The sequence below is a fragment of the Burkholderia sp. AcTa6-5 genome, from assembly GCF_017815075.1.
GTDB lineage: Bacteria > Pseudomonadota > Gammaproteobacteria > Burkholderiales > Burkholderiaceae > Burkholderia > Burkholderia sola.
Map to the genome: position 1 here is coordinate 55,101 of NZ_JAGIQE010000033.1, position 12,898 is coordinate 67,998.

Below are 12,898 nucleotides of genomic sequence, written 5' to 3' on the forward strand. Positions count from 1 at the left end.
TCGGCGTTGGGCAGCCCGCGCCGTTCGCCGACCACACGATTCCGCAGTCAAGGTCACAGAAACAGCAGCGCCGGATTCAGCGCCGTTTCGTCGCACGGCTGCGCACGCCAACCCAGCGCCACCGGAACCGAATAAAGCCGTCGCGCGCCGAAACGCGGCCAGAAATGGCACAGCCCCGGCGCGATTACCTGCACCACGGACAAGCCGATGTCGGGCCGCGTCTTGTCGACGACGAGCACGTCCATCCCGGCCGCCGCGATGCGTCCGACGCACTGCGCGATCGCCGCCGGCAACGACGCGGCATCGATCGACTGCCACGTCGAATGCGTCGTCGCGGGCGTGCTCGCCGCCGGATACAGAAATCCGGTCGACGAAAGCTTGTCGCGATCCCATGGATGCGGCGCATCCGCCGCGATGTCGAGCAACTGGTTGACCTCGGTCAGCGCCCGCTGCACCGCGATCCGGCCGTCCGGATGGCAACCGAAGCCAATCGAGAAACGCCCGTCCTGCAGATTTTCCGCGAGCGCGACCACGGTCGGCACCGCGAGATCGGTCGTGATGTCGAGCGCCCACACCCGCCATCCGAACGTCGCGTATTCGTGCACGAGCGCGTCGAAATACGGATCGTCGAAACTCGCGAGATCGATGCCGGGGCGTTCGATCCGGTTGTACCACCAGATCGCGACCGCATCGCGCTCGATCAATTCGAGCATGCCCTGCAGAATCGCTTCGTCGAGGCTCGACCCGGCCGCGCAGCCGTTCGGGTTGTGCACGCAGGCGGCCGGTACCCGCGCACTGTCGGGCGTTTCCGCGTAGCAGTAGCTCAGCGGCACGAGACGGCGCCGGCCGGTCACGAGCGACCACGCAGGCGTCCAGTCGATCGCGTCGCACGACGTGAAGCGCGGCGGCACCTGCTTGCGGACATCGCGTGTCAACGCGTTGATCGCGTCGCGCGTGTCGAATTGCCGTTCGCTGAATTGCTGAAGATCGTTCACATGGATCGGCTCGGCGTCGCAAGCCGGATCGGCGCGCAGGCTGTCGATGCTGCCGGTCACCGTCGCCTCGTCGCCCTGGTACACGCTGCTGAACCGTTCGAGCGCTTCGCACAGCGCACTCGTGCGAGCCTGCTCGTCGGTGCGGCCCTTGCCGGAGCAGAGCCTGTCGAACCGGTTGCCGTCCGGTACGGCAGCCGGGCACACGAGAAAACCCGATGCATAGACCTTGCGCAGGCCCGCGTGCCGCTTCGGCATCGGATGCAGATACGCGATTGCGCCGCTGACCGGCGAAATCAGATGCGCGTGGCGCGCGAACACCTGCTGCGGCTCGGCGGCCCGGTAGCCACCGTCGGCGCGCGCCAACGGCACCGACCCGGCGAGCCGCGGCGCACGCGCCGCCTGCTCGCGCATCCACGCGGGATTCCCGCAGCACGGGCATTGCGGTCGCCGGATCACGCGGTGCGGTTCGACGGCCAGCGTGTCGAGGCGATGCGCGACGATGTGCGTTTGCGCACGTTCCGCGATCGCGCGATTGACGGCGATCTGCTCGACCGTCGCGGCCAGGAGCGCCGCGGCCGCCGCGGCCCCCGCACGCGAGGTGGCCGGCGGCACATGCGTCGCGTCGCTGCCATGGTGGCGCGCCAGCAGCGCCTCGACCGGCCGGTTGATGCGAATCCAGTAGCGCACGCATTCGATGCACGGCGCATCGGCAAGCGCGCCGACGCCACTGCCGTTACCGCTGCCGGCCAGCAACGGCCCGATCAGCGTCTGCACGCCGCCGGTCGCCACGACGAGCAGCACACCGCCGCGCGCCGCCACGCGGGCGGCGCACGCGGCGAGATCGTCACGGTCGTGCGTATCGACGATCGCGACGGTCAGTTCGGCATCCTTCACGACGCCGATGCCGGCCGTGTCGAGTGCGCGCCGGAGCGCCGCGCCGTCCGCGCCGAACGTCTCCACCGCGACACGCAGTTGCGCCACGCGCGCGCACGCGGCGTCGCCGTCGAGCCCGGCGCGCTCGAAGAAACCGCGCGCCGCGTCGTCGCCGTGCGGCGGATCGGCGCGCACGTAGCCGCGCCGCACCAGATGGTCGAGCCGCGCGAGCACCTCCCATTCGCCGAACGTGCGGGCAAGCGACGTCACGATCTCGGCAGTCGTCATGCGCGCCCGCAGGCACGCGGCGATCCGCACGAAGATTGCGCCGGACAGCATCGCGCGCTTGAATTCGTCGACGACGAACAGGGTCTCGGGCCCGGCATCGAGCACGAGCAAATGCGGCTTGAAGCGCAATACGCGCGAGAGATCATCGAGCATCGTCGGGTTCCGTGCGACGGGGTCGGACAAACGTCGCGCGGCCTGGGCAACCGCCCTCGGGCCGCGCGACGGTGCGCGGGTCGGCCGCGCCCGGTCAGCAGCAGGTGAACAGGTAGCACGGCCCCGCGTCGCAGTAGGCCGCGAGCGCCACCGCCTCCTCGTCCAGGCGTGCCGGCTGCGCCGGTATGCCGACGGTCATCACGTTGCGTGGCAGGTTCCAGCTCCCGCCGCCTTTCCCGTCGCTCGTCCAGCCATGATCGGCGCCCGTCTTCTCGATGTCGATGTCGATGATCCACGGACACTGATAGCCGAAGTATTTCGCGAGCGTATCCAGCGGCCGGTCGAGCAATTCGGCCTTGAACGCCGGATCTCGCCATGAAAGCGCGATCGCACGCAGATAGATCTTCTGAAACTCCAGCATCGATTCGAGCGTCGGATTGGCGTTGTCCTTTGCCATGTCGGTTTCTCCGGAGTCATTCCATGATGGTGATGTGGTCCGCGTTGTACGCGGCCAGCGCCTGCGCGAACTGCGTCTCGTCCGCCGGCGCGGGCGGCAGATACAGCGTGAGCTTGTTTTTCTGGCCGGCCGTCCAGTCGCCGTTGACAGTCGGCGTCCATTCCGACGATTTGACCTGCACCTTCAGGTCGAGCTTGAACGGAAAGTGATAGTCGAACTGCTCGCGCAACGCATGGACCGGATCGGCCTCGAGCTTGTCGAGAAACGCCGGTGAATGCCAGGCGAGGGCGATCGCCCGAATGACGGTCGCGCGGTATTCGAGAAACTGTTCGTACGTCGGCAATCGAAGATCCTTGCTCATCGGTCTGTTCTCCTGAATGACGGTTTGAACTGCTTACGGCAACGACTGCAACATCGCTTCGGCGAGCCTGGCGATCCGGCCCATGCCCGCCGTCCTTGCAATTTCGACTGCGCGCCGACACGCGTCCAGCGCGGCCACCCCGCCGCAACGCGGATCGGCACGGCGCAAGTACTCGCTCCGCTTCAGCCACAACTGGGCTTCGTAATACCGTTCGCCGCTCGAATCGCACCAGGCGAGGCACGCCCCGATCTGCGCGAGCGCCGCGTCGTAGTCGCCGCGTTCGGCATCCAGCTCTGCAAGCAGCGACGCGTAGTAGGTCAGCCCGAGCAGGCCGCCCGACTGCCGCTGCGCGTCGAGATGCGCGACGACGCCCGCGCGATCGCGTTGCGTCCACGCGTGAATGATCGCGGCGTAGTGCCCGACCGCGCGCAGCCGGTGCGCGTCCGCCAGCCGGAGAATCGCTTCCGACACGGATCGCGCCGCATCGCGGTCGCCCGCGAGCTGATGCGTGCGCGCAAGGTACATCATCGTGACGCCGAGCGTCGGCAGATGATCGAGGCAGGTCGCGCAATACACGGCTTCGCGCGCCATCGCGAGCGACGGCTGGGGATCGTCGTCCATGCACCAGCGCACGCTGGCGAGCGACGCCATCGTCCATGCGCGCGTATCGAGCCCGAGGATGCGCCGGTGCCCCGCGTCGCGTCGCACGTCGTAGCCGGCCAGCACCGCGTCGAACGCGGCACGGGCGCGCGCATAGTCGCCATCGACCCAGAGGCTCATGCCGCGCATCGCGTCTGCCGCCACCTGCACGCCCGCATCGCCGCGCTCGGTCGCGAGCGTGTCGAGCCGCTTGCCGATCCGGCGCACGGTCGGGCGGTCACCGGCGACGTGGTAGCACGTCGACAGCGTCCACAACGCGCTGATCTCGAGTTCGGGATCGTCGAGCGTCTGCGTCTGCCGCAGCAACTGCTCCGCATGCTCGCGTACCTGCGGATCGGCCCAGCCGAATCGCGCCATCGTCGCGTGCGTCAACGTGGCGCGGATGCGCGCGCTGTCGTGCTCGCGCTGCGCGTGGTCGGCGGTGGCGAGCCAGTCGAACACGGCCTGCCCGTAGCGGATCGCGTCGTCGTATCGCGACCGTTCGAGCGCGCGACGCGCCGCGTCGATGCCGTGCGCGATCGCGTCCGCGCATGCGCCTGCCCGCGCGAAGTGCCCGGCGATGCCGAACGCATGCGCACCCGCGCCGCGATCGGCGTGCGCGAGCAGCGCGCGGCCGACACGCGCATGGTTGCCGCGCCGCACGGCAGGCGGCATCGATTCGTATGCGGCGTCGCGAATCAGCGCATGGCGAAACGCATAGAACACGCGATCGCGCCGATGTTGCGCATACACGATCCGTTCTTCGAGCAGGAGCCGCAGATGGGCGTCGAGTGTGGCGCGGTCGTGCGGCGACGCATCGGCGAGCAGTTGCGCATCCACTTCGAGCCCGATGGTCGCGGCGAGCTGCGCGGTACCGCGCGCATCGTCGAGCCGGTCGAACGCCAGACCGAGCATGCCGCCGAGACTGAGCGGCAACGGATACGGGTCCGTTGCCGATGGCTCGATGAGCAGACCATCCGCGCCGCTCACCACCAGTTCGCGCGCGACGGCCTCGATGAACAGCGGGATGCCCGCGGTGCGATCGGCGAGCCGGTCGAGCCACGCCGGATCGACCGCGCCCGGGCCCAGATGCGCCGACATCAGGCGCTGCGCGTCGTCGCGCGGCAGGCGGCGCAGCACCACGCGGTCGGTCGCGCCGCGCCAGCGCGCGAGCTTGTCGGGGCGCGACGTGAGCACGATGCACAGTGCCGCTGCGCGCGGCGAGCGGTGCAGATACGCGAGAAAATCCTCGGTCGAGCGATCGAGCCACTGAACGTCCTCGATCACGAGCAGCACCGGCGCGCCGTTGCCGAGCGACACGATCAGTTGTTCGAGGACGTCGAACAGTGCGTGCTGCTCGCGCGCGCTCGACCACAGCAGCCCATTCGCATCGCAGGGCAGCCCGAGCCAGGTCGCGAGCGCGACACGCGCCGCCGCATGATCGCAATCGAGCGGCGCGATCATCGCGTCGATCGCCGCGAGCGCCATGCCGGGCGCGCGCTCGGCATCGACATGCCAGTGCGCGGCGATGAACCGCAGGATCGGGAACAACGCATGATTCTCGCGTTCGGGCAGGCACCCGCACTGCGCGAACGCGTGGCCGCGTGTCCGCACGGCCTCGCACAGCTCGTGCACGAGCCGCGACTTGCCGAAGCCCGCGTCGCCGACGACGAGCCTCGGCACACCGAGCGGTACCGGCTCGCCACGCGCCGCGCGGCGATGCCGCCCATGCGTGTCCTGCCACGCGCGCAGCAGTGCGTCGAGCTCGCGTGCGCGGCCGACCATGGGCGTCCGCCTGTCGGCATCGAGCGAATCGAACGGCGTATCGGCATGCCGCTCGCCGAGCAATTCATGAACCGGCTGCGACACGAGGCCCGCCCGCGCCAGCCGCAACGCGGTCGGCCGGGCATCGGCATGCCGTTCGAGCACGAGCCGCGCATCGTCGCTGATCAGGATCTGTCCGGGGCCTGCCAGCCGGAGCAGCCGCGACGCCGCGGCGGCCGTCGATACGCCCGACATGTGCGACGCATGCGCGAGCACCCGCCCGACATGAATCGCGGCCGCCACTTCGACCCGCCAACCTTCTTCCGCGCCGGCCGCATGCCCGCCGGCAGCCGTCAGCGCCGGCAACCGCGCGCGCTCGGCCACGCGCACCATGTCGAGCGCCGCCCGCGCCGCACGGCGGGCGGGCCGGTCAATGTCGCCCTGCAGGCCGAAATGAAACAGCAGCGTGTCGCCGAGCTGTCCGCCCGCATGCGCGCCATACCCGACCGCGATATCGGCGCACTTCGTCAGCCACTGCTCCTCGTAGCCGTCGAGCGCGATGCCGTGCTCGGTTCCGGCATGGCGTTCGCGGCCCTCTCCGGCAATCGTCACGCAGCAGCACAGCGTGGTGATCTGCCGATACTCGCCCGCCTCGACGATCGTTTCGCCGCGCGGCGCGAGCGGGCGCGAGCGCGTCTGCCGGCCGGCGCGAGCGGCGTCGAACTGGCCGACGAGCGCGGCGAAGTTGAGCGCACGAAACCGCGCCGCGAGCGCCTCGGCCGACGCGGCGCGCTGGCGCGGATTCTTGTTCAGCGCATCCCGCAATACCGCGCCGAGCGGAAGCGACGCGATCGACGGCGGAAGCGCGACATCCACCGGGCTCAGTTGTCGATAGACGATCTCGGCCACACTGGCGCCCTGCATGACCACCTCGCCCGTCAGGCATTCGATCACGATCAGGCCCCACGCATACAGATCGCTGGCGGGCGTCGGCGGCTCGTTGCGCAATTGCTCCGGCGCGCAGTAGGGTGGCGAGCCGAGCACCTCGGTCGCGAGCGTCGCCGTCTCGCGCGCGATGTCTTCGGCACCGGGCAGCAATGCACCGATGCCGAAATCGAGCAGCTTCGCGTGCGGCCCGTCGTCGGCCATCGCGATCACGATGTTCTGCGGCTTCAGATCGCGATGCACGATGCCGCGCCGATGGGCGGCCGCGAGCGCGTCGAGCACCTCCGTCATCAGCCGCCCGGTATCGACGGCCGACAGCGGCCCGTCCACCGCGAGCCGGTCGCGCACCGTCCGGCCTTCGACCAGTTCGAATACGGCGAACAGCCGCCCGTCCGGCGCTTCCCCCTGGTCCAGCAGCGCCACGATGTTCGGATGCCGCAGCGCCTCGCACAGGCTCGTCTCGCGCCGGAAGCGCGCGCGCCGGCGCATGCGCTCCGGCGCGATCAGCGCGGCGTCGTCGCGCATCAGCTTGATCGCGACGGCTTGCCCCGTCTCGTCGCAGGTCGCGCGAAACACCACACCGTTGCCGCCTTCGCCGAGCAGCGCGCCGAGCCGGTAATGCCATTTACCGGCAAGCGTCGCGAAAGGCACCGCGTGCCGCTGCGGTTCACGCGCGAGTGGTCCCGCGGCGGCGCGGGGTGCGCTCGTCAGCACGGCCGGTTCTCCCGCGTTCACGAGCACTGGACGACCGGGGCCGGCACCGCGCGCGGCAGGCCGATACGCGGCCCGACGGCCGGCACCGACTCGCATTCGAGATGCTCGCCGCGCATGATCCGGAACGGAACATCGCCGAAGCGGACGCTGCCGCGCCGACGCTCGACGAGCTGGCTCGCGCCCAGCCCGGGCAGCGCCGCGAACTGGCTTCGGGCGCGATGAATCTGCACGTTGACATGGGACGCGTCGATGCCGAGCATGCGCGCGAGCCGGTCGAGTTCGATCCATCCCTGCGTGGCGGCGTCGTACCCGGCCTGCATGTCGGCCGAGCGGGCGCGGGCAAGCGTGACGAGACCATAGTGATGGGCGCGCTCGCCGAGGTCGACCACGCCGCCGCGGACATGCAGCAGCATGCGCACGTGCTCCTCGTTCCGGCTGACGAAGAATTCGAGCAATTGCGCCGGCACGGCCGGATCGGCGCGGGCGGCGAGCATCACCGTCGAGCCGTGGCGCGCGAGGGCGAGGCGCCATGCGAAGTCGCCGGTCGACACTTCGTCACCGTCATGGAGCGCGCGCGGCGGCAATGTGTCGTCGCATAGCCATTCGCCGGTGGGCGAGCGGACGATCGTAACCGGCTGCGTGGCCGGGGCCGGCAGGATCTGGTGCGGCGCGAGCACGATCGGCGCGGCGGCGCCGCGTATCGGCCACAGCGTGTCGGCCGGATCGTCGAGCGACTCGACGCGCCACGGCGCGACACCGGCCCTGCCGAAGCGGATCACGTCGCCTTGCCGCAGCACTGCATGCTCGCCGTCGCGCAGCGCTACGCCCGATACCGACGTGCCGTTGCTGCTGTGATCGTGGAGCTCCCAGCACCCGCCGATCCAGCGGATATGGGCATGGACGCGGGACACCGAGCCGTCCCGGATGACCGTGTCGCAGCGTGCGTCGTCGCGACCGAACACGTGATACGCGCGGAGCAGGCATGCTTCTCCGGACGCGTCTTTCTTGAGTATCGCCATGGCCGCCCCGTGTCGGATTCGCCCGGCTCGTTCGAGTGACGCATCGACGCTGCCGGACAAGCGATTGATTCAATGATCGCGAACGGTGCCGCCCGTTCGCCGTCTCGTTACCTGTTTTTCTAGCCAGCTTCCCTGCCACGGGGTGCCAAGCGTCGCGCGTTATTTCGGTAAATTGAATTGTCGACCGCTTTGTTGTTTTAAAATCGTGCCCCTCGATGAAAATCCTGCCAAATAAAATCACGCGTCGCAATCGGAATTCGCGGATCATGGTTTTATATTGCAATGCTTTACATTTTCGATGAATTTTCGGGGTGCGAATAAAGGGTCTAAATTATTCATCGTCGTGCAAGCGACCGCCAGATGGAGCAAGCCAGTACGACGACATTGAATCCCAAGGCGGGATTAATCACCTTGGCCGCAGCGGAAGATTTGTTTGATCGGCCGGAAATAAAATAAAACCGTTTCTATTTTTTAAACAATTTTATCTGGCGTTCTTATAATCGACTCTGTTTAATCTGTTCATAAATCCCGCCGTACCGGGGCGAATGCGTTGCGGGATAGTTCGCGAGTGCTGCTGTGTCGGCACGACCATGCATCGGGAGGGCAACCGAATGGCCGAACCCCGGATACGGCGTCACGGCCTTCGGTTCGCCGGGATCAATTCACCGGCGATATCGACAGAACGGCTCAGCGCCCCCTCGCCGGCAGCCGTCCGTCACAACGCCCCATCCCGCCCCCAATAATCCCCTTGACGCCCTATCTTTCGATATATATCTTTAGATATGTTTTACGACACATGGGACACGATCATGCGACACAACCCCTCCCGCGGCCATGCCCGATGCGACGGTCATGGTGCGCATGCCCGCCCTGACTGGTTCGCCGGTCTCTGGTACGCGATCGGCCGCCACCGTCGCGGCGGCCACGATGGATTTGGTGGCAACCCGTTCGGCGGCCGGGGCGGGCGCGGCGGCTTTGGCGATTTCGGCGACGACGCGATGCCGCGCGGCCGCCAGTTCAGCTCCGACGATCTCCAACTGCTGCTGCTCGCGCTGGTGGCCGAACAACCGAGCCACGGCTACGAACTGATCAAGGCGCTCGACACGCGCTCGAACGGTTTCTACAGTCCGAGCCCCGGCATGGTGTATCCGGCGCTCACGTATCTCGACGAAGTCGGCTTCGTCGCGTCGCAGGCGGAAGGCAACCGCAAGCGCTATGCGCTGACCGACGCCGGCCGCGTGCATCTCGACGCCCAGCGCGAAAGAGTCGACACGCTGTTCGCGCGCCTCACGCACCTCGCTCGCAAGATGGAATTCATGCGCCGCGCGTTCGCCGGGGAATCGGCGGGCGCCGACGCGCAGGACGAATCGCAAGCCGGCTGGCTGCCGGAATTCGTCGAGGCGCGTCTCGCGCTCAAGCGCGCGCTGCTGCACAAGAGCGCCGCCGATGCCGACGAACAGCGCCGCATCGCGGCCATCATGCGCCGCGCGACGGCTGAAATCGAAGGCGGCGCCGGCGCGTGATCCGCGCCGCCCCGTCACCACCCAAGGAGAACGGATCGATGCAGAACACGTCCGAACGCACCGTCACCCGCGTGCGCCACACCCTCAAGTTCCGCCTGCTGCAGGTGCTGCGCGTGCATACCGTGACGCCGCACCTGCTGCGCGTCACGCTCGGCGGCCCCGATCTCGCGGATTTCGAATCCGCGTCGTTCGACGATCACGTGAAGGTCTTTTTCCCGCCGCCCGGCGCGGAACGGCCCGCGCTGCCGACGCTCGGCCCGAACGGCCCCGAATTTCCGGAAGGCGAACCGAAGCCGGTCGCGCGCGACTTCACGCCGCGCCGCTTCGATCGCGCCGCCGGAGAACTCGATCTGGAATTCGTGCTGAACCATCCCGGCCCCGCATCGCAGTGGGCCGCGCAAGCGCGTGTCGGCCAATGGCTCGGGATCGGCGGCCCGCGCGGTTCGTTCGTGGTCCCGACCGATTTCGACTGGCATTTGCTGATCGGCGACGATACGGCGCTGCCGGCCATCGCACGACGCCTCGAGGAACTGCCGGCCGGTGCGCGCGCGGCGGTCGTGCTGGAAGTCGCGGATCGCACCGCGCAGATCTCGTTCGAGACGCGCGCCGACGTGCATGAAATCTGGCGCTTCCGCGCCGAAGCCGACACGGCGAACGGCGACACGCTGCTGAACGCCGTCCGCGATCTGCCGCTGCCGCCGTCCGGCGACGGCTACGTGTGGGCAGCCGGCGAAGCACTGTCGATGCGCGCGGTGCGCCAGCACCTGACCGGCGAACGCGGCATCGACAAGTCGCGCATCCGCGCGGCGGCCTACTGGAAGCGCGGCGCGGCGGCCGTGCACGAAACGCTGGAAGACTGAGCGGGGGCGCCCGGTTGCCGGGCGGTTGCAACAATCGTGGCGCCCGCGCAGCAGCGGGCTTGGCACCGGCATCGCGGCTGGTATATATCTATGTCTGCGCGCCGCTGTCGGGCGACAGCCGCCGCAGCCCGCCCAGGAGCGCCCGGTCATGACAAAAGAAAGCCACGCTTCGCCTTTCCTTCGCCACCTGAAGATCGCCGGTTATTGCGGCCTCGCCGCGGTCGTCGTCGCGCTGTTCGTCGCGATGTGCGCGATCCTCACGGAAAGCGCCCTCGACCGCGATACCGCGCGGCATCCGGCCGATACACCCGAGCTGCGCGACGCGGGTGGCGGTCCATCCGCCTCGGCCGAATCGGCCCGCACACCGGGCTCGTCCGGCTGACGGCGTCCTGCCGGTTTCCTTCCGCTTACGGCGCCTGCCGGCGCCCCATTACGACCGCATGCACCGAATCGCCGAGCCGTTCGAGCAGCGCGGTCACGCGGTGCCCGTACAGGTGTGCGGCCAGCGCGCCGACCGTGCCGACCAGCACGCCGCCCGCCATGTCGAACGGCCAGTGCACGCCCGCATAGACGCGCCCCCATGCGATCGCAACAGCCATCGCGGCCATCACGAAACCGGTGACCCGCGTCGTGCCGCCGAGCAGCAGGCCGACCGCCATGCTCCACGCGAACGTCATGTGATCGCTCGGAAACGAGCTGTCCGGCGCATGCGGAATCAACTGCGTGCCGACGCCGGCCATGAACGGGCGCGGCGAGAACCAGACATGCCCGAGCGCCTGCGCGAGCACGAGCGCCACGCAGACGCCGACGCCGGCTTCGATCGCCTGGCGCCGCGCGGGGCGCGCACCGAAGATCCAGGTCAGCAGCAGCATCGCGGGCAGCGCATAGACGAGCCAGTCGGCGGCGAAGATCGCGAGGCGGGCAACGCCCGGGTGCGGCGCACCCCCGGCGTTGATGGCGGAAAAGAGGGCGAGATTGAGGTTCTGCATGAATCCGGTTGCGTGAGGCATGAATGATCGGCCAGTGGCCCGGCCAGAGACGAACGATGCTAGGACGTGACCGCTTAGGCGGTGCTTAAGGCGGCAGCCGCCCAGACGAGGACCGCGCGGCGAACGCACTTAGAACCTGCACTGCAACACAAGTTCACACAATTGTCATATTTCCGCGCCGGGCTTCCCGCAAAAGCTCACCCTGCTTCCCGTAAAAACTCACCTTTTTCACATGATGGCGTCATCGACGCGTGCGACGCTGACGCGGCCGGGTGCCGACACCGCCGTTTTACACCGTTCATCTCAATATTTACGCCGCAAATAATTCGAAATCGGCAACAATTAATTCCATATGCGGCATCGCACAACGGCAACGCACAGGCATACGATTACGACCACTCATCCACGAAGCGATCAACAACAAGGAGTCCGCATGAAACCCAGCGATGTCCGATCGAAAGCGTTTGCGATGCCGTTGACCAGCCCTGCGTTCCCGATGGGCCCGTACCGTTTCGTCGATCGTGAGTTTCTGATCATCACGTACCGCACCGATCCGGACCGCCTTCGTGAAATCGTCCCCGAGCCGCTGCAAATCACCGAGCCGCTCGTGCATTACGAATTCATCCGCATGGCCGATTCGACCGGCTTCGGCGACTACACCGAAAGCGGCCAGGTGATCCCCGTCGAATACGACGGCCAGCCGGGCGGCTACACGCTCGCGATGTATCTCGACGATCACCCGCCGATCGCCGGCGGCCGCGAGCTGTGGGGTTTCCCGAAGAAGCTCGCGTCGCCGACGCTGCACGTGAACACCGATCACCTCCTCGGCACGCTCGACTACGGCAAGGTGCGCGTCGCGACCGGCACGATGGGCTACAAGCACAAGGAACTCGACATCGACGAGCAGACGAAGCGGCTCGCCGGCCCCAATTTCCTGCTGAAGATCATCCCGCACGTCGACGGCACCGCGCGCGTATGCGAACTGGTGCGCTATTACATGCAGGACATCAAGATGAAGGGCGCATGGACGGGCCCGGCATCGCTCGAACTGGCGCCGCACGCGCTCGCGCCGGTGGCCGACCTGCCCGTGCTCGAGATCGTCGAAGCCCGGCACATCGTCGCAGATTTGACATTGGGCCTCGGCGAAGTCGTCTACGATTATCTGGCCCAGTAACACGTCCGCACTCCTTTCTCCCTGTCAATCCTTTCACCACGGGAATTCGAACATGAGCAACCTGAATGGCAAGACCGCAGTCGTCACGGGCGCCGCGAGCGGCATCGGCAAGGAAATCGCGCTGGAACTGGCCAAGGCAGGCGC

Annotated in this window: 11 protein-coding genes; 5 read left to right on the forward strand and 6 right to left on the reverse strand. The window is 67.9% G+C overall.

Annotated features, from left to right (window positions below; all coding sequences use genetic code 11):
- Window positions 1–53 precede the first annotated feature (53 nt).
- The 5 genes from J8I33_RS30655 to J8I33_RS30675 all read right to left on the reverse strand — a co-directional run bounded on the left by J8I33_RS30655 (window position 54) and on the right by J8I33_RS30675 (window position 8,208).
- Window positions 54–2,309, reverse strand: coding sequence for a TOMM precursor leader peptide-binding protein (locus J8I33_RS30655; RefSeq protein WP_209939695.1), 2,256 nt, complete (start codon window positions 2,307–2,309; stop codon window positions 54–56).
- Between the two features lie 94 nt (window positions 2,310–2,403).
- Window positions 2,404–2,766, reverse strand: a complete 363-nt coding sequence (locus J8I33_RS30660; protein ID WP_050017206.1) for a BMA_0021/BMA_0022 family TOMM bacteriocin — start codon at window positions 2,764–2,766, stop codon at window positions 2,404–2,406.
- Window positions 2,767–2,782: 16 nt separating this feature from the next.
- Window positions 2,783–3,127, reverse strand: a complete 345-nt coding sequence (locus J8I33_RS30665; protein WP_050017207.1) for a BMA_0021/BMA_0022 family TOMM bacteriocin — start codon at window positions 3,125–3,127, stop codon at window positions 2,783–2,785.
- 33 nt (window positions 3,128–3,160) lie between these two features.
- The gene (locus tag J8I33_RS30670) at window positions 3,161–7,210 is read right to left on the reverse strand and encodes a TOMM system kinase/cyclase fusion protein (protein WP_209939696.1); all 4,050 of its coding nucleotides are present in this window, start codon (window positions 7,208–7,210) and stop codon (window positions 3,161–3,163) included.
- A complete protein-coding gene (locus tag J8I33_RS30675) occupies window positions 7,207–8,208 on the reverse strand; it encodes an FHA domain-containing protein (protein ID WP_209939697.1) in 1,002 nt (333 codons plus the stop codon). Before J8I33_RS30675 ends, J8I33_RS30670 begins: the two co-directional genes overlap by 4 nt.
- Window positions 8,209–9,017: 809 nt before the next feature.
- Between J8I33_RS30675 and J8I33_RS30680 the strand changes: the two genes are divergently transcribed.
- The 3 genes from J8I33_RS30680 (at window position 9,018) to J8I33_RS30690 (ending at window position 10,973) form a co-directional block, all read left to right on the forward strand.
- On the forward strand, window positions 9,018–9,731 hold the full coding sequence (locus tag J8I33_RS30680; protein WP_124631489.1) for a PadR family transcriptional regulator: 714 nt from the start codon (window positions 9,018–9,020) through the stop codon (window positions 9,729–9,731).
- Window positions 9,732–9,769: 38 nt separating this feature from the next.
- Entirely contained in the window at window positions 9,770–10,591 is an 822-nt protein-coding gene (locus J8I33_RS30685; RefSeq protein ID WP_209929352.1) for a siderophore-interacting protein, read from the forward strand.
- A 148-nt stretch (window positions 10,592–10,739) separates the two neighbouring features.
- Window positions 10,740–10,973, forward strand: a complete 234-nt coding sequence (locus tag J8I33_RS30690; RefSeq protein ID WP_050017222.1) for a hypothetical protein — start codon at window positions 10,740–10,742, stop codon at window positions 10,971–10,973.
- A 25-nt stretch (window positions 10,974–10,998) separates the two neighbouring features.
- Here J8I33_RS30690 and J8I33_RS30695 read toward each other — a convergent pair whose 3' ends face one another.
- A complete protein-coding gene (locus J8I33_RS30695; RefSeq protein ID WP_209939699.1) occupies window positions 10,999–11,580 on the reverse strand; it encodes a phosphatase PAP2 family protein in 582 nt (193 codons plus the stop codon).
- Between the two features lie 433 nt (window positions 11,581–12,013).
- Between J8I33_RS30695 and J8I33_RS30700 the strand changes: the two genes are divergently transcribed.
- Together J8I33_RS30700 and J8I33_RS30705 are read left to right on the forward strand one after the other, a co-directional pair.
- Window positions 12,014–12,754 (forward strand): acetoacetate decarboxylase, encoded by a 741-nt coding sequence (locus J8I33_RS30700; RefSeq protein ID WP_050017224.1) that lies wholly within the window; start codon window positions 12,014–12,016, stop codon window positions 12,752–12,754.
- Between the two features lie 52 nt (window positions 12,755–12,806).
- On the forward strand, window positions 12,807–12,898 hold a 92-nt coding region (locus J8I33_RS30705; protein WP_124488979.1), incomplete at its 3' end, for an SDR family NAD(P)-dependent oxidoreductase.